The sequence below is a fragment of the Lactobacillus helsingborgensis genome, from assembly GCF_000970855.1.
Classification (GTDB): Bacteria; Bacillota; Bacilli; order Lactobacillales; family Lactobacillaceae; genus Lactobacillus; species Lactobacillus helsingborgensis.
The window spans coordinates 237,689-254,310 of record NZ_KQ034047.1 but is presented as its reverse complement, the minus strand read 5'-3'; the positions used below and the strand labels follow the sequence as shown (position 1 = coordinate 254,310).

The window sequence follows — 16,622 nt, the reverse complement described above, 5'->3', positions numbered from 1 at the left end:
GTATTCTTATGCAAAGAGTTTTTTACAAAAAAGGAAATTAACATAAAATGGAAAATATGACGAACGTAATAGAAATGCGCCATATTGTTAAGGATTTCAATGGTTTTAAAGCCAATAACGATATTAATCTGACTTTGAAAAAGGGTGAGATTTTGGCTTTATTAGGGGAAAATGGCGCAGGTAAGTCAACTTTAATGAGTATTTTATCTGGCTTAATGACCCCAACTTCCGGTTCTATTCTGGTTCGTGGACAAAAAGTTAACATTAAAAATCCAACTGTCGCAAAAGATCTGGGTATAGGCATGGTTCACCAACATTTTATGTTGATGGAATCTTTTACCGTATTAGAAAATATTATTTTGGGTCACGAAACAACTAAGGGTCCCAAATTAGATTTAAAAAAGGCTCAGCAGCAGATTAAAGCTTTATCTGAACGTTATAACTTAAATGTTGATCCTCAGAAAAAAATAAGTGAGATTACTGTGGCACAGCAACAGAGAGTGGAAATACTTAAAGTTTTGTATCGTGGTGCCGATATTATGATTTTTGATGAACCCACTGCGGTTTTAACTCCACAGGAAATTACTGAATTTATTCAAATTTTGCATGAGCTAGCTAAAGAGGGTAAATCGATTATTTTAATTACTCATAAATTAGAAGAAATTGAGCGTTCAGCTGACCGTGTGACTGTTATTCGGGCTGGTCGCAGCGTAGGGACTTTTGATGTCGCTAACGTTGATAATAACCGGTTGGCAGAATTGATGGTTGGCCGCCACGTTAACATGGAGCTTAATAAACCAACTGAAAAAGTTGGTAAGACAATGTTGCAAGTTGAAAATTTACAAGTTAAAAACAAACAAAACGTTGCTGTAATTAAAGGGATGTCCTTTGAAATACATGCTGGTGAGATTTTGGGAGTTGCCGGTATTGATGGCAATGGTCAAGATGAACTGGCGAGGGTGCTAACAGGCTTGCAGCATGTTCATTCTGGCAAAATTATCATCGACGGTGAAGATATGACCAACCATAAAGTGCGTCAAATTACTGAAAAGGGCGTGTCATATATTCCTGCTGACAGGCAAAAATATGGCTTAATTTTACCTTTTTCTGTTTCTGATAACTTGGCTTTACAAACTTACTATCAAGAACCATTTTCACGCCACAATGTCATGCATTATGATGTCATTCATGAACATGCTCAAAAATTAATTAAGCAATTTGATATTAGAACCACAAGTGAAAGAGTACCTGTCAGTGATTTATCCGGTGGTAATCAGCAAAAAGTGATTATTGCCCGTGAACTAAGCCGCAACAGCAATTTAATTATTGCTTTTCAGCCGACACGCGGACTTGATGTTGGTGCTATCGAATACATTCATAATCAGCTTCTAAATGAACGAGCTCAGGGTAAAGCAATTTTGCTAATATCGTATGAACTTGATGAGATTATGCAGTTGTCCGATCGCATTATTGTACTTCACGATGGCAGTATTTCTGGCGAAGTCAGGCCAGAAAACACCAGTGATGAAGAGTTAGGTTTATTAATGACTGGCGTTAAGAAAGAAGGCAGCGCACTTGCTTAAAGTAACACTAAAAACTAAGAAAATCCTAGTCCCAATTGTTTCCATTTTGGCAGGCTTTATTGTTGGTGCTGTCATCATGCTGATCTGGAGCTATAATCCGTTTCAAGCTTATGCTTCAATGTTTTCTAGTGCATTAGGCAACATGAACGGTATTGGTGAAACCATTCGTGAAGCTACGCCACTGATTTTTACCGCTATCGGCTTTGCTATTGCTTCAACTGCCGGCTTTTTCAATATTGGTTTACCCGGTCAGGCTCAAGCTGGTTGGCTATCTTCCATTTGGGTAGTTCTTGCCAACCCGCACATGCCTAAAGTAATTTTGCTTCCGCTAGCTGTGCTTACTGGTATTCTTGCCGGTGCGCTTGTTGCCGGTGTAGCCGGCTGGTTGCGCGCTCAATTTGGTACCAACGAAGTAATTACAACAATAATGATCAACTATATTGTGCTATATTCTTGCCAGTACTTAATGCAGCAAGTTATGCCGGGTCAATTAAGGGTTGACACTGATACTACAAAAACAATTGCTGCTAATGGCAGCTTAAAAATTGATTGGCTCAGTTCAACGTTTGGTGATTCGCGGATTAATGCGGGAATTTTCATTGCTCTGGTTGCCGTCTTTTTATACTGGTATTTAATGAGAAAAACTACTACTGGTTTTGAAATTCGTTCGGTTGGTACGAACGCTGCAGCCAGTCGCTATGCTGGTATGTCTGCTAAAAAGAATATTATGCTGTCTATGTTACTATCTGGCGGCTTTGCCGGTCTAGGTGGTGTTGTGCAAGGTCTTGGTACTTATCAAAACTACTTTACCCAAACAACTAGTCTGGATATTGGTTGGGACGGTTTGTCTGTAGCTCTTCTTGGCGGGGGCACGGCTATTGGTATTCTTCTAGCATCATTACTATTTTCTATTTTAAAAATTGGTGGCTTAGGGATGCAGACCATTGCTGGTATTCCTTATGAGATTGTTTCAATAGTAATTGCTGCTATTATTTTCTTCGTTGCAATTCAGTATGTCATTGGTCTTTTATTTAAAACCAAAAAGGCTAAAGCAATTCAAGAACAAACTGAGGGCACAGAAAAAAAGTCGGAAAATGTGGTGGTGAGTTCCACTAAGGCTCAAGGAGGACAAAATTAATGAATTTAGTTTCAATTTTAGCGCTAATTGTGTCATCAACTTTTGTGTATTCAGCACCACTGATCTTTACAGCTTTAGGCGGCGTTTATAGCGAAAACTCGGGGATTACCAACATTGGTCTTGAAGGAATAATGACAATGGGTGCTTTTTCCGCTATTGTGTTTAACCTGACATTTGCTTCTACTTTTGGTAAGGCAACTCCTTGGCTTGGTCTTTTTGTCGGCGGTATTGTAGGTTTGCTCTTTTCATTGCTGCACGCGGTTGCTACCATTAATTTTCATGCTGATCACATTATCAGCGGAACCGTGCTTAATCTCATGGCACCACCACTAGGAGTGTTTTTAATCAAAGCAATTTATGATAAGGGGCAAACTGAAAATATTACTCAAAGTTTCGGTTACTTTAGCTTTCCTGGCTTGGCTAATATCCCTGTCATTGGTCCTATCTTCTTTCAAAATACTTCAGCGCCTGCGTGGTTGGCAATAATTGTGTCAATTTTGTTATGGTGGATTTTATATAAAACCCGCTTTGGGTTACGCCTGCGCTCTTGTGGTGAAAATCCGCAAGCCGCAGATACTTTAGGAATTAATGTTTATGGAATGCGCTATGCCGGCGTGTTAATATCCGGCTTTTTAGGTGGAATAGGCGGTGCAGTATTTGCAGAAGCAATTTCAGGCAACTTTTCAGTTTCTACTATCGTGGGGCAAGGTTTTATGGCGCTAGCCGCTATGATTTTTGGTAAGTGGAATCCATTAGGTGCAATGCTAGCGTCACTATTCTTTGGTTTTGCTCAAAGTATCAGCATTATTGGCAATCAATTACCATTCTTTAGCCACATTCCTGCTGTTTATATGCAAATTGCCCCATACGTAATTACCATTTTAGTTTTAGTCCTGTTCTTTGGAAAATCTGTTGCTCCAGCAGCGGATGGTCAAAATTATATTAAGTCGAAATAGGTAGAAAAATGAAAGAAATATATTTTAATCATGACGGTAATATTGATGATTTAGTGTCATATTTGTTACTTTTATTGGCTCCAGACATTAAATTAATTGGGGTCAGTGCAATTGATGCTGACGGTTATGTTGATCCTGCTGTTGAAGTATGCCGTAAAATGACGGACCGATTTAACTTACGCGGTGACCAAATAGAAATTGCCAAGTCAAATTCACGGGCTGTAAACCAATTTCCGGAAGAATGGCGTAAAGCTGCTTATTCATTTGATTTTTTACCATTATTAAATCAATCTGGCAAAATGATTACTAAAATGGCAGAAAAGCCTGCCCATTTAGATATGGTCGAAAAAATTATGGCGGCAAGTCAACCTGTAACTTTAGTTATGACTGGGCCGTTAACAGATTTGGCGCGCGCTTTAGAAACTAATCCTAAAATTGCAGATAACATTGAAAAACTGTATTGGATGGGTGGAGCGCTTGATGGACATGGTAATGTTATTCAAGTTAACGCTGATGGTACACAAGACTGGAATACCTTTTGGGATCCATTTGCACTTGAAAGAGTATTGCAATCTAATATTCCAATACAAATTGTAGGTCTTGAAAGCAGTGAAGAACTGCCACTAACAGATGAGATAAGAATGCATTGGGCCAGCTTACGTGAATATCCCGCTGCTGATTTAGTTGCGCAAGGCTATTGCCTTTTAGTTAATCCTCCAACTAAGAGTGTCCAATTATACTTCTGGGACGTTTTAACTATAATTAGTGTCCTTTATCCTGAAGTGATTTTAGAAAGTAAAAAGCACCAAATAAAAGTAATTACGGAAGGATTAGCTGCTGGCCGCATGGAAGATGATCCTAATGGTCGGGAAATCAATTTGGTTACTAAAGCTGATAAAAAACTATTCTTTAAGAAATTTGACGAATTATTACTACGAAGTAAGTAATTAATATTTGTAACAAAAAAGACGAAATTCGTGTTTGAATTTCGTCTTTTTATTAGTTATAGCTTAGCTTAAGCAAGTGAGTCCCAAGCTGGTAAGTCTGTAATTGGACCTTCGGCAATAGCTACTTGTTCTGGAGTCAGGTACTTCTTGTGGACAACAACTTCGTAAACATAATCTTTAAACCAGTCGTTGTTCATGACGAAGAAACCTTTGTCTCCGTTCTTTTCACCCCAAGAATTTTCAACTTTCCATTGGCGAACATGACCGCCGTCCTCATCCACGCCGACTAAAGTCATAGCATGAGTTGAGGCACCGGCACCAGTTCTTAAGCGGTCTGCCTTAGACATCTTAAGGTCTACGCCAAAGAGGTCGCTTAATTGATAGAGGTCACTATCAAGATAACCCTTTTTACGATCGCTTTGTTCACCAACATCATTACCAAACCAAACAGCCTCACCATCTTTTAATTGGTTAACAGCTGCAGTTTCCAAGTATTCCATCGGCACATTCAAGAATTTAATGCGATAAGAACCTTCAACGTTATCTTCAAATGGCAGACCATATAACTTATCATATTCATGATCCGGTGCATTAGACAATACAACGTAATCATTGAAGTCAACATCGCCCATGTATTTATGCAAAAATTCTAGTGGGGTTAAATCTTTGTCCAAATGATATTTCTTGTCATCATCACGGTATTCCAAATCAAATTTCTTAGGTGGTTCACCGACTGCAATTGCCGTCATTTGGTAAACTTCACTTAGGAATTGTTTACGGGCTTTCTCGACTTCATCGTCTTTACCGTCTTGCTTTAATTTACGTAGGACTAGCGCATCTTTTTTGAGCTTATCACCCAAAGCCTTGGCAAAGCCCATAGTATTATTGGCGTTAAAGCTTTCAGGCATAGCATAAGAAGGCACAACGCCATATTTTTCAATCAAAGCAGCTCCCATGTGGAATTGACCACCATCTTCACCGGCACCGTCTAAATGAGCTTTAACGGTGCGTGAATCAAGCGGCTCATCGGCAGTAGCCAAAATATTGTCATAAAAAATATTTGCGCGCTCGATTTTATCCCAGAAAAAGTTATAACTTTGAGAGAAGGTAAAGTTCTTGCAGTGATATTTTTTGCCAAAATTGTGGCGTAAGATGTTTAAAGTAGCAAATTCCCAGCAACGACCTGATTGGCGTTGATTAGTAACATTTTCTGTGTCAAGTTCGGTTGAAAATACACGGGTCAATTCACTTTGAACGCGATCATTGTAAGCAGCTGTTAAAACACCACTTTTTTGAGCAGCTCGAGCAACAACCTGATTTTGCGGATTTTTATTAAAGTTTTCCGCAAACTTTTCCAGTTCTTGGACAGTTAGTTTATGAGCCATAAAATATATTCTCCTTTTTTAATCTATTTTTAAATTACTTTATATTTTAAGCTAAAAGAAAAGCGAGTTCAATAGCTGAACCCACTTTGACTTTATAATCCTAAAACTTGTTTCTTCTTAGCCGAAAATTCTTCTTCAGTTAATATTCCTTCATCAACTAACTTTTTTAATTGCTTTAACTCTGCAATCATATCTTGAGTATTTTCTGGTGCATTTTGTACTGGAGCACTTTGAATACTTTGTTGGTAATTCTGCGACATGCTTTTAATAGCATCTGCTAAAATTGGTGCGGCAGTTTTATCTAAATCGTTAAGAAAAATATTTGTTGCGCCATTGGTTATTTGAATTTAGCAGTTAATAATCTTGAGAATGAAAAAGATTAAAAGGTGAGGTGGTCTCTGCTCTAGTGGACTGCGTATTAGTAATAATCGAACTGCAAGAATAACTATGTTAAATTATTATTGATATTCTTAGATTAAAACTATTTAAAGCAGTTGGAAACAAAATAAGCCAACCGGAACTTAATCTGGTTGGCTTATTTTATTGTTTCTGAAAAATTTTATTTTAAAAACAGTTCAGACAAATTTAAATAGACTTTCTCTTATATCAATGAGTTAATATATTTTGATGACTTGAAAGCAATTAGTCAATTTGAATTGAGTTATCACTTGCACCAGCTTGTTGCTTTGGCAGGGTAATAGTCAATACACCGTTATCGTATTTGGCGTGAATGTCACTTGCAACCACATTTGGCAATCTGAAGCTGCGTGAAATGTGACCTTCGCTTCTCTCACGGTGAATTATGCTATTGTCCTTAGACATATCTTTGAAAGACTTTCTTGAGCCTGATACACTCAAAATACCATTATTATAATTAAGGTGGATCTTGTCTTTATCCATTCCCGGCATATCAACTTTAATTACATATTCTTTGTCGTTTTCAACAACATCTGATTGCATTAATTTTGCTACTTCGTTATCGTCAAAAAATTTTCTTGGAAGATCAAACCAATCGTTCATCGCATCGAATAAATCATTGTGCCGATTCATCATATCATTTGCCATAGTAAAAAACTTCCTTTCAAAATTTATATATTTGTATCAGAAGACTTTCATTTCTTCCTGACACTTATTATTATAGTATGCAGATTTTTAAAATGGAAATAATTAGCACTCTTATTTTATGAGTGCTAAAAATTAAATAAAAAAGCTAATATTACAGTGCTTTAAGCATGTGGATAATTTTAGCAGCAAAAATATAGGAGAAAAATATTTTGGTTTATTATCAAAAAATGACACCACAGGGCTATCAAAAAATTAAAGATGAAATTGCTGATTTGAAAAAGGACCGACCTCGAAGAATTAAAATTTTGCAGGAAGCACGCTCACTAGGCGACTTATCGGAAAATACTGAGTATACGGAAGCAAAACGTGATTTAGGCCACCTTCAAAGTCGCCTGCGTTATCTGGAAAAGCAATTGAAATATGCCGAAATCATTGAAAAAAAGGCTGATGGCAAAGTAGATTTGGGCAAGACAGTCACACTGAAATTTGCTGATGACCCAGAAACTGAAACATATCAAATTGTCGGTCGTATGGAAGCTGATATTGCTGCTGGAAAAGTTGCGTTTGATTCGCCGTTAGGGCAGGCAATCATGAAAAAAGAAGTTGGTAAAACCGTCAGTGTTGCTGCACCGGCTGGTGAATATCAAGTTACTATTGAAAGAATTGACTAATTTTCCGCTTGATTATTCGAACTTGTGTTTGTATAATTTATTTTAGCGAACACAGGTTTGCAATAGGAAGTGAAAGCAATGTATGATTATCGTTATGAGCCGCACCGTTTGATTTTCATGATTGATAACAAGTCATTCTTTGCTAGCTGTGAGGCCCTGCAATTAGGATTAAATCCGATGAAAGCTGTATTAGCGGTTGTTTCGCATCAGCCGCATACAAATTATGGCTCGGGGCTAATCATGGCGGCCTCACCTTTAGCGAAGAAAAAGTATGGGTTGACTAACGTCATGAGAGTGCGGGATCTACCTACGAAAAAAGAAGCACCAGATTTAATTTTGGTAGAGCCACATATGAATTTATACATCAAGCGCAGCATGCAGGTATTGGCAATTTTTCAAAAGTATGCTGCTGATGAAGATATCCATGTTTACTCAATTGATGAAAGCATGATTGATATGACTAAATCCTGGCGTTTGTTTGGAGATGACCCTTATCTGGTTGCGCGTAAAATTCAGGTAGAAATTAAAAACAAGATAGGCCTTTATACTACTTGCGGCATTGGAGAGAATCCCCTGCTAGCTAAACTGGCAATGGACATATCAGCCAAGCACCGCTGTTCAATGATTGATTATTGGCATTATATTGATGTGCCAGATACTATTTGGCAAATTAAAGATTTGGAAGAAGTTTGGGGGATTGGCAAAAGAATAGCTCGGCGCTTGCATCACCTACATATTAATAATATGTATGAACTGGCACATACTAATCCGGCAATTTTGAAAAAAGAGTTTGGCGTAATTGGTGAACAGCTATTTGCGATTAGCTGGGGAGTTGATCGCAGCATTATTAGCGAAAAATATTATCCCATAATGAAGAATTACGGCAATTCGCAGATTTTAAACCGTGATTACACAAATCAACGAGAAATTGAAATAGTTTTACGTGAAATTGGCGAACAGGTTGGTGCCAGAATACGTGCTCATCGTTTACAAGCTGGCTGTCTTAGCTTATTTGTTGGCTTTTCTAAGTATGAACAAGATGGTAGTCGCAAGGGCTTTAACGTGCAGCAAAAAATTTGTCCCACTAATGATAATGATTTGTTGGTTGAAGAAATACTGGCACTTTTTCGTAAAAACTGGCGTGGTGAAACGGTACGTGCTTTAGGGGTTAATTGTAGCCGCTTGGCACCAGATAATTGTCAGCAATTAACCTTTTTTGTTCCCGCGACGCAGCAAATTAAAAAGCACACAATAAATGTAACTGTTGACAAAATCAGGAAAAAATATGGTTTTACCAGTTTGGTCAAAGCCTCAAGTCTGTCTAAAGGGGCAACGGCGATAAGACGCAGCAGTCTGGTTGGCGGACATAATGGTGGAAATGCTTATGAATGATTTTGATAAAATTGTCCAAGATTTTTTTAAAAACTACCAAGATCGTAAAATGAAAAAGTGGCAAGGCTTCTTTTTAAGCGATCATACTATGGCAATTAATAAAGATAAGCAAGAACGCAGCGTAAAGCATCCTGCTAAAGATACTATGAGTATAGAAGATATAAGCTTGCAGCTACTCAAGGCGTACGGTAATCACCGCATGGTCCACCTGCAGCTTAAGGTTATGAATGACGACAATCAGTTGCCGGCAGATATTGTTGGCTTTGTCAGTGGTTATAGTGAAGACGGCATTATTGTTGCTGGTCAAAAAATTGCTTTGGAGGATATAAATAATATTAGTGTAGATTAATAAATCTGCCTTGATATTTTATCTAGGCTACTTTTTTTGCTATAATATGGAACTTGTAGAGTAAATAATATTATAGAGGTAATTTTTGTGAATACACCAGCATCAAGGCAAGGCAACTTAATACGCTATCTTATTTATTTTATTAGCTATTTAATGGTTGCCGGAGTGATTAAGCTAGTTACTGCTAATTCACCAATTCATATTTGGGATCTAATCTTATTTGCAACTATCTCATTAATGGTTTCATTGTTTTTTATTTATCGCTTTAATAGGGAACAACGTTTTTTTGACCGTAGTTTTGCGGGTTCTTGGCTTAGCAACTTTGGCTTAATTATTAGCCTGACTGTTGTGGTAACTGCATTGCGAATTAGTGTTTCATGGCTCCAATCTTATGGCAGGCTTAAACTATATAATTTTCAAATTGTCTATTTACACCATGAAGGAGTAGCGACTTACTGGTTTTTAGTAGTGGCCATTGGTGTAGTTTTGCCGATACTGCAGGAATTTTTAATCACTGGTTTTTTATTTAACTATGCTTTTAGAAGTAACACTGTTTCAACTGCAATTTTAGGGATACTAACTTCAGGTATCTTATTCAGTCTTCTTAATTGGCAGCATTCATTACCTTTACTACTTATTAATGTGATTTTTGGAGCCCTTTTTGCTTGGTCATACCTTTATACGCAAACTTTATGGATGCCAATTTATTTAGCAGTATTAAATGGCGTTCTCCTAATGATTATGACTTAAGTAATCGAAATTAGAAAAGTCAGGAAATAATGTTTCCTGGCTTTTCTAATTTCGTTTCAAAAGTTGTTATCACACTGTTAGGTTCTACAAATTGTTTTTTGCAATACAAGGTAACTGTTATTGCATCCTAATGACTGCAGCGTAGATCTTGACTATTTACTTGCACATTTTATACCCAGTTAACAAGAAAAGGTGCAACTACCTTTTAAAAAGATAGCTGTAATAACTTATAATTAAAAGTTAAATTTATTGCTGGTAACTAATAATTCGGCAGCTAAAAAGCAATGACTTTGATGGTCATTGCTTTTTAATTAAGCGGATAGCGTGAATCGAACCCGCATCTTCAGCTTGGGAAGCTAACATTTTACCATTAAACTATACCCGCATTACTCAAACAGTTTACCATGTTTCGTTTTCGAAACCAAGTTTTGTTTTTTAAAATTTTACAAGTAAGCTGCTAAGAGAAGAAAAATGTCCTAAAGTAATGTCATTTTTTAAGAGCTCTAGTCTCAATTTGCGTAATAATAAATAGGATTGAGAAGCTGTTTGAATTAATTTGGAGCTATTGTTATTACTTTTTAGGTGGTAACCTAACAGAATCAAGACTTAACTGGCTGCGATCAACTAAAGATGAAAAGTTCTGAAATAGCCATTGGCGCAGTTCAGCAGCCTGGAGAACTAAAGGCATCCGGTTATGAATTTCAGCGTAAGTCTTATTTGGCTGAGTAGTAACCATTGAAAAATGATCCTTTTGATAAATTCCGGCAATTAGTGTTAATGTACTATTTTTATTCTTGAAACTGAAGCGTTCATGGTATGTATGACCATTTGCGGCAGAATAAGTATTATGTCCTGATTCAAAAAATTGGCTGGCAACAATAATACAACGAGATTTGGCAAAAGAAGAATCCCACATTGACCGTTTTTCTTCAAAAAAGCGTTCAATTCGCGCATTAAATATGACTTTGTTTTGATCATACGGACTAGGATAACCCCATGATTTGGGCAGTAGTTGCAACTGGTTATCAGCATAAACCAAAACGGGAGCAAGACCTTTAGGAAAAATGTTCTGGTTTTGAGGCAAATTGCTTGCCGGTTCTACTAAAGGCAAATTTAAGTCATTTACTAAGTATTTTTTAATTTCTGCTAAACTTGGCAGTTGAAATTGGTTGCACATTTTTTCCTCCGTGTTTAATCATTGTATGATTTTTGGTAGAATTAATATAATTATTACATTAAAAAGATTTTAATTATTTAAGGAAGGTAAATTATGATGAAAAAGAAAGTTATCCTTACAGGTGACCGACCAACAGGAAAATTGCACGTGGGACACTATATTGGCTCGTTAAAAAACAGGGTTAAATTGCAAAACTCAGGTGAATATCACCCATTTATCATGATTGCCGACACGCAGGCTTTAACTGATAATGCGCGTAATCCTGAAAAAATTCGCAAAAGTTTAATCCAAGTAGCACTGGACTATTTGGCAGTAGGTATAGATCCTGAAATTTCTACAGTTTTCATTCAATCACAAATACCAGCTTTGTTTGAACTGACAGCCTATTATATGGACTTAGTTACGGTGAGCCGTTTAGAGCGTAATCCGACTGTCAAGGCTGAGATTAAGCAGAAAGGTTTTAATGATTCTATTCCCGTTGGGTTCTTAAATTATCCAGTGTCGCAAGCAGCCGATATCACAGCCTTTAAGGCAACTTTAGTACCAGTTGGAGACGATCAGGAGCCAATGCTAGAACAAGCACGTGAAATTGTGCGGACTTTTAACCGTGTTTATAACCGCAATGTTTTAGTTGAACCCCAAGGCTACTTCCCTGAAAAGGGCGAAGGACGCTTACCTGGCTTAGATGGTAACGCCAAAATGTCCAAATCCTTAAATAATGCTATTTATCTGTCTGATGATGCCAAGACCGTTGAACAAAAAGTAATGTCAATGTATACTGATCCGCAGCACATTCATGTTGAAGATCCAGGCAAAGTGGAAGGCAATACTGTCTTTACCTACCTTGATATTTTTGATCCTGACAAGGATAAGGTAGCGCAATTAAAGGAAGATTACCAAAAAGGCGGTTTGGGTGACGTCAAAATTAAGCGTTACTTAAATACGGTGTTGGAGAAAGAATTGGCACCGATACGTGAGCGTCGTGCTCAATATGAACAGGATACATCTGTTGTCTATGATATGTTGATTGAGGGCTCTAAAAAGGCAAACGAGGTGGCCAACCAAACCTTACAAGAGGTGCGGGACGCCATCGGTTTGAATTATTTTAAGAGGTAACTAAAATGCGTAAGCGAATTCCTTGGAAACAGTACTTTATGATGCAGGCTTTGGTCATTGCCCAAAGGTCAACTTGTGATCGGGCTTTAGTCGGCAGTGTTTTAGTGAAAAAGAATCGTATAATCGGAACCGGTTATAATGGTTCTGTTACTGGTCAGCCGCATTGTGATGATGTGGGTCATCAATTAGTTGACGGGCATTGTGTGCGCACCATTCATTCTGAAATGAACTCACTTATTCAATGTGCGCGCAATGGTGTTTCAACAGATGACACAGAAATTTATGTCACACACTTTCCCTGTTATAATTGTGCTAAGGCATTAGTGCAAGCTGGAATTAAAAAAATCAATTATTATTTTGATTATAATGACAATCCGCTGGCAATCAAACTTTTTAAAGACTGTGGGGTTCCTTATGAACAAATTAACATCGATCGCGAATATGTGGAGCAATTGGCACATAAGCTGGAAGATGCTGAAAACTAAACTAGTTTTTTTTACAGCATTAATTGGTGTTTTTCTAACAACGACTGGTTTTACTAGTCCCAACATTAAAGATAATAGCAATTTGCTTGAACGTGAAACCAGCAAGTTAATTTTAGCAAAAAATGATCGTTATTTTCAGACCAGTGAACAGCCACAAATAATTGTTAAAACGGTAAATCGCGTCGATCACCTAACGCCTGCTAAATTGAATAAGTATAAACGCACTGTTTTTATTGTAGTAGGAACCAAAAATAAAAAACGCAATGTGCAGATTTATTCCAGTAAAGACTTACACAGCGCTTTTAGTGCTGATGTTAGAGGAAATATAATTCGTTCTCAATCCGACAAGTTGCGCAGTACTAATAAAAAAGAATTTAATGAAGGTTTGCGTTTCGTTTTTAGGGCTTGTGCAACTACAATTGACCAGCGTTACCAGTATTCATTAGACAAGTATGATTTGTCCAGCAATGAAAGAGCCCAGCTTACTCATCCGCACAAGGTGGCATTGCCGATTGCATTAGCTCTAGGCCTAGTAGTTGGAGGTTTAATTTATTTCTTTAAAAATAATCTTTACCGAAAAAGGTAAAATAGTTGACTTTTTACTGATTAATGTATTAAACTCACAATGCAAATTGAATAAAAACAAAATAAACTGTTAGGTGAGACTCCTACGTGAACAAATGCTATCGCCCGGAAACATCCAGAGATGCCAACGGGTCAAATAGTTATCGTCGATATAAGGCGAAAACCAGATGGCTAGCAGCAAGGCTTACGTCACGTAGTGTTAAAACTGAACGATGAGTACAATAATACCTGTTGAAAAAGGTTCGCCAAGCGGTTAGCATGGGCGGTCCTTTTTTAGTTTGTTTGATTTTGTTTTGTGAGGAAAAGGAGTGGGGAAAATGCTGAGAAAACCAAATGGTACAGCTGGTAACAAAGATCTGGCCCTGGTCAAGGCAATTGCCAAAGAAAGCAGGTCGGAAACTTTAGCGCGGTTGCATGCAAGCAGTAATGGCTTGTCTAGCGAGCAAGCTGAAAAAAATAGGGCAGAATATGGCTCAAATACTATCGCCACCAGTAAACATAATTCTAAGTTACGCTTTTTAGCGGAGGCTTTTATTACTCCTTTCACTTTAGTGTTACTTGTTTTAGCTACTCTTTCTTTGTTTACTGATTATATTTTTGTACCAGCGGGAGAAAAGGATTTAACTACTGTTGCTATTATGGTGACAATGGTGCTTATTTCGGGTATTACCAGTTTTGTCCAAAACGTCAGATCGTCAAATGCAGTAGATTCTTTACTTAAGATGGTTTCTGTAACTACGGATATTATTCGTGATGGCAAAGATCAAGAAATTGACACCAGTAAAGTAGTTGTAGGTGATGTGATTCGTCTAGCCGCTGGTGATATGGTGCCGGCTGACATGAGGCTTTTGACGAGTAAGGACCTTTTCTGCTCGTCAAGTTCCTTAAATGGTGAGTCTAATCCGGTAGAAAAAATTGCTACCAGAAAACCCAAGTTAGGGTCTGATAGAGATTATTTAGATTATCCCAACATTTTATACGAAGGCACAACTATCGTTTCAGGTTCTGGGCTCGGAATTGTTTTTGCCACCGGCGAAAGAACAATGTTTGGTAAATTGGCCCATGATATTTCACATAATGATGTGAAAAATACAACATTCGACATTGGTATCAAAAATGTTTCGAAATTATTGATCATCATGACCGCGATTATTGCTCCCTTAGTTTTTATTATTAACGGGATAACTAAAGGCGATTGGATAAATGCGCTAATATTCTCAATTGCTACTGCTGTGGGACTTACGCCGGAAATGCTGCCTGTGATTGTAACAACCAATCTGGTTAAGGGTTCGATTGAGATGTCGAAAAAGGGCACCATTGTTAAAAAGATGAATTCCATTCAAAATTTTGGGTCTGCCGATATCTTGTGTACTGATAAAACTGGTACGTTAACACAAGACAAAGTAGTTCTAGAGCGTCATTATGATTTGAATTTACAAGAAAACCCGCGCATTTTGGAATTAGGCTACCTTAACTCTTACTATCAAACAGGGATGAAGAACTTGATAGATAAAGCTATTATTGAGGCTGCGGGGGATGAATTAGATATTAATGAGATCCAACGTGATTACAATAAGATTGACGAAATTCCCTTTGATTTTTCCAGAAGACGAATGAGCGTAGTGGTAGAAAATTCCGATGAGCAGCACGGTAAGCACTTGTTAGTAACTAAGGGTGCTTCAGAAGAAATGATGGCTGTTGCTACTAAACTGGAAGTTGACGGACAAATTTTACCGCTGACTCCTGAGCGTAAACAGAGGGTAATGGCTAAAGTCAACGATATGAACGATGACGGTTTGCGTGTCATTATGCTGGGTTACAAGCGCAACCCTGCTCCTGTTGGTGAATTTTCAGTCAAAGATGAAAATGATCTAATCTTATGCGGTTATCTGGCTTTTCTTGATCCGCCAAAAGAGAGTGCGAAAGATGCTTTGGCACGGCTTAAATATGATGGCATCAACGTTAAAATTTTAACTGGAGACAATGAAGCTGTTACTAGAACTGTTGGCTTACAAGTCGGACTAAATGTTGACACAGTCTATTCAGGCGCAGACCTTGAAGGTAAAAAGCCTGAAGAACTAGCAAAAATGGTTGAAGAATGCAATATTTTTGTTAAATTATCGCCAGAAGATAAAACTAAAATTATTAACTTACTAAAGCAAAATGGTCATACTGTAGGCTATATGGGTGATGGCATTAATGATGCTCCGGCGATGAAAGCAGCCGATGTTTCAATTTCTGTTGACACGGCTGTCGATATTGCCAAAGAATCAGCTGATATTATTCTGCTTCATAAAGATTTAAACGTCTTAGAAGAAGGCGTAAGAATTGGCCGTAAGGTATTTGGTAATACCATGAAGTATATTAAAATTACCCTGTCATCTAATTTTGGTAATATCTTATCAATCATGGTGGCTTCGTCCTTCTTGCCGTTTTTACCGATGCTGCCTTTGCAGCTCTTAGTCTTAGACCTGCTTTACGGAACCAGTTGCTTGGCACTACCGTTTGACGATATGTCTGATAGGTTTTTGAAAGAGCCAAGAACATGGTCTACTAAAAAATTACCTAAATTTATGTTTTATTTTGGTCCGACATCATCAGTATTTGATATCTTAACCTTTGCTTTGCTTTTCTTTGTAATTTGTCCACAACTTGTAGGTGGAAATTACAATGCAATCAGTGAAACACAAAAGGTTGCTTTCGTAGCTCTATTTCACACAGGTTGGTTTATTGAATCACTGTGGACACAAGAAATGGTCATTCATGCTTTACGTGATCCGCGTCTGCCGTTTATTAAGCAACACGCTGCACCGGGAGTCACGCTGGCAACATTTGGCGCAGGTGTTATTGGCAGCTTAATCCCATTTTCATTTTTGGCACAAAAGTTGGGCTTTGGCAAAATGCCAATCTCATTTATGTGGGTAGTTTTTGCTATACTCGTAATGTATATTTTGTTGACAACGCTGGTTAAGCATTTCTACCTCAAGGGCGAAAGATTTTTAATTTAGAAAATTGAATTTGAT

General features: G+C 37.6%; 16 protein-coding genes, 1 tRNA gene and 1 riboswitch. Of the genes, 12 read left to right on the top strand and 5 right to left on the bottom strand.

Annotation, left to right across the window (positions count from 1 at the left end):
• Nucleotides 1–47 precede the first annotated feature (47 nt).
• From JF73_RS07075 to JF73_RS07060, 4 genes are read left to right on the top strand one after another with little or no spacing between them, the layout of a single operon-like run.
• Nucleotides 48–1,583 carry an ABC transporter ATP-binding protein gene (locus JF73_RS07075; RefSeq protein WP_046327580.1) on the top strand — a complete coding sequence of 512 codons (1,536 nt, stop codon included), beginning with the start codon at nt 48–50 and terminating at the stop codon, nt 1,581–1,583.
• Nucleotides 1,576–2,721, top strand: a complete 1,146-nt coding sequence (locus JF73_RS07070) for an ABC transporter permease (RefSeq protein ID WP_046327579.1) — start codon at nt 1,576–1,578, stop codon at nt 2,719–2,721. Before JF73_RS07075 ends, JF73_RS07070 begins: the two co-directional genes overlap by 8 nt.
• Nucleotides 2,721–3,677: an ABC transporter permease gene (locus JF73_RS07065; RefSeq protein WP_038524064.1), complete on the top strand. Its 957-nt coding sequence runs from the start codon at nt 2,721–2,723 to the stop codon at nt 3,675–3,677. The genes JF73_RS07070 and JF73_RS07065 overlap by 1 nt, the downstream gene beginning before the upstream one ends.
• Nucleotides 3,678–3,685: 8 nt before the next feature.
• Nucleotides 3,686–4,624 carry a nucleoside hydrolase gene (locus JF73_RS07060; protein WP_046327578.1) on the top strand — a complete coding sequence of 313 codons (939 nt, stop codon included), beginning with the start codon at nt 3,686–3,688 and terminating at the stop codon, nt 4,622–4,624.
• Nucleotides 4,625–4,692: 68 nt separating this feature from the next.
• Here the strand turns inward: JF73_RS07060 and JF73_RS07055 are convergent, their stop codons facing one another.
• From JF73_RS07055 to JF73_RS07050, 3 genes are all read right to left on the bottom strand, one after another.
• Nucleotides 4,693–6,009, bottom strand: a complete 1,317-nt coding sequence (locus tag JF73_RS07055) for a C1 family peptidase (protein ID WP_046327577.1) — start codon at nt 6,007–6,009, stop codon at nt 4,693–4,695.
• 92 nt (nt 6,010–6,101) lie between these two features.
• Entirely contained in the window at nt 6,102–6,269 is a 168-nt protein-coding gene (locus tag JF73_RS09545) for an SHOCT domain-containing protein (RefSeq protein ID WP_084608705.1), read from the bottom strand.
• A 382-nt stretch (nt 6,270–6,651) separates the two neighbouring features.
• Nucleotides 6,652–7,074, bottom strand: coding sequence for an Hsp20/alpha crystallin family protein (locus JF73_RS07050; protein WP_034978036.1), 423 nt, complete (start codon nt 7,072–7,074; stop codon nt 6,652–6,654).
• A 209-nt stretch (nt 7,075–7,283) separates the two neighbouring features.
• Between JF73_RS07050 and greA the strand changes: the two genes are divergently transcribed.
• The 4 genes from greA to JF73_RS07030 all read left to right on the top strand — a co-directional run bounded on the left by greA (nt 7,284) and on the right by JF73_RS07030 (nt 10,236).
• Nucleotides 7,284–7,745: a transcription elongation factor GreA gene (gene greA / locus JF73_RS07045; RefSeq protein WP_046327576.1), complete on the top strand. Its 462-nt coding sequence runs from the start codon at nt 7,284–7,286 to the stop codon at nt 7,743–7,745.
• A 78-nt stretch (nt 7,746–7,823) separates the two neighbouring features.
• On the top strand, nt 7,824–9,137 hold the full coding sequence (locus JF73_RS07040; RefSeq protein WP_046327575.1) for a Y-family DNA polymerase: 1,314 nt from the start codon (nt 7,824–7,826) through the stop codon (nt 9,135–9,137).
• On the top strand, nt 9,130–9,486 hold the full coding sequence (locus tag JF73_RS07035) for a hypothetical protein (protein WP_046327574.1): 357 nt from the start codon (nt 9,130–9,132) through the stop codon (nt 9,484–9,486). The genes JF73_RS07040 and JF73_RS07035 overlap by 8 nt, the downstream gene beginning before the upstream one ends.
• Before the next feature lie 87 nt (nt 9,487–9,573).
• Nucleotides 9,574–10,236 carry a CPBP family intramembrane glutamic endopeptidase gene (locus JF73_RS07030; protein ID WP_046327573.1) on the top strand — a complete coding sequence of 221 codons (663 nt, stop codon included), beginning with the start codon at nt 9,574–9,576 and terminating at the stop codon, nt 10,234–10,236.
• 314 nt (nt 10,237–10,550) lie between these two features.
• Here the strand turns inward: JF73_RS07030 and JF73_RS07025 are convergent.
• A tRNA-Gly gene (locus JF73_RS07025) sits at nt 10,551–10,621 on the bottom strand.
• 186 nt (nt 10,622–10,807) lie between these two features.
• On the bottom strand, nt 10,808–11,413 hold the full coding sequence (locus JF73_RS07020; protein ID WP_046327572.1) for an SOS response-associated peptidase family protein: 606 nt from the start codon (nt 11,411–11,413) through the stop codon (nt 10,808–10,810).
• A gap of 96 nt (nt 11,414–11,509) precedes the next feature.
• Between JF73_RS07020 and trpS the strand changes: the two genes are divergently transcribed.
• From trpS to mgtA, 4 genes are all read left to right on the top strand, one after another.
• The gene (gene trpS, locus JF73_RS07015; protein ID WP_046327854.1) at nt 11,510–12,529 is read left to right on the top strand and encodes a tryptophan--tRNA ligase; all 1,020 of its coding nucleotides are present in this window, start codon (nt 11,510–11,512) and stop codon (nt 12,527–12,529) included.
• A 5-nt stretch (nt 12,530–12,534) separates the two neighbouring features.
• Nucleotides 12,535–13,014, top strand: coding sequence for a deoxycytidylate deaminase (locus tag JF73_RS07010; RefSeq protein WP_038524032.1), 480 nt, complete (start codon nt 12,535–12,537; stop codon nt 13,012–13,014).
• On the top strand, nt 12,944–13,600 hold the full coding sequence (locus JF73_RS07005) for a TPM domain-containing protein (RefSeq protein WP_370448319.1): 657 nt from the start codon (nt 12,944–12,946) through the stop codon (nt 13,598–13,600). Before JF73_RS07010 ends, JF73_RS07005 begins: the two co-directional genes overlap by 71 nt.
• Before the next feature lie 58 nt (nt 13,601–13,658).
• Nucleotides 13,659–13,824: riboswitch (M-box (ykoK) riboswitch) on the top strand.
• Between the two features lie 92 nt (nt 13,825–13,916).
• The gene (gene mgtA, locus JF73_RS07000) at nt 13,917–16,607 is read left to right on the top strand and encodes a magnesium-translocating P-type ATPase (protein WP_046327570.1); all 2,691 of its coding nucleotides are present in this window, start codon (nt 13,917–13,919) and stop codon (nt 16,605–16,607) included.
• Nucleotides 16,608–16,622: the final 15 nt, after the last annotated feature.

Coding starts and splice junctions, on each gene's coding strand:
- JF73_RS07075 (WP_046327580.1), top strand. CDS start 48: ATGGAAAATATGACGAACGTAATAGAAATGCGCCATATTGTTAAGGAT.
- JF73_RS07065 (WP_038524064.1), top strand. CDS start 2,721: ATGAATTTAGTTTCAATTTTAGCGCTAATTGTGTCATCAACTTTTGTG.
- JF73_RS07060 (WP_046327578.1), top strand. CDS start 3,686: ATGAAAGAAATATATTTTAATCATGACGGTAATATTGATGATTTAGTG.
- JF73_RS07055 (WP_046327577.1), bottom strand. CDS start 6,009: ATGGCTCATAAACTAACTGTCCAAGAACTGGAAAAGTTTGCGGAAAAC.
- JF73_RS09545 (WP_084608705.1), bottom strand. CDS start 6,269: ATGTCGCAGAATTACCAACAAAGTATTCAAAGTGCTCCAGTACAAAAT.
- JF73_RS07050 (WP_034978036.1), bottom strand. CDS start 7,074: ATGGCAAATGATATGATGAATCGGCACAATGATTTATTCGATGCGATG.
- JF73_RS07040 (WP_046327575.1), top strand. CDS start 7,824: ATGTATGATTATCGTTATGAGCCGCACCGTTTGATTTTCATGATTGAT.
- JF73_RS07035 (WP_046327574.1), top strand. CDS start 9,130: ATGAATGATTTTGATAAAATTGTCCAAGATTTTTTTAAAAACTACCAA.
- JF73_RS07020 (WP_046327572.1), bottom strand. CDS start 11,413: ATGTGCAACCAATTTCAACTGCCAAGTTTAGCAGAAATTAAAAAATAC.
- trpS (WP_046327854.1), top strand. CDS start 11,510: ATGAAAAAGAAAGTTATCCTTACAGGTGACCGACCAACAGGAAAATTG.
- JF73_RS07010 (WP_038524032.1), top strand. CDS start 12,535: ATGCGTAAGCGAATTCCTTGGAAACAGTACTTTATGATGCAGGCTTTG.
- JF73_RS07005 (WP_370448319.1), top strand. CDS start 12,944: ATGAACAAATTAACATCGATCGCGAATATGTGGAGCAATTGGCACATA.
- mgtA (WP_046327570.1), top strand. CDS start 13,917: ATGCTGAGAAAACCAAATGGTACAGCTGGTAACAAAGATCTGGCCCTG.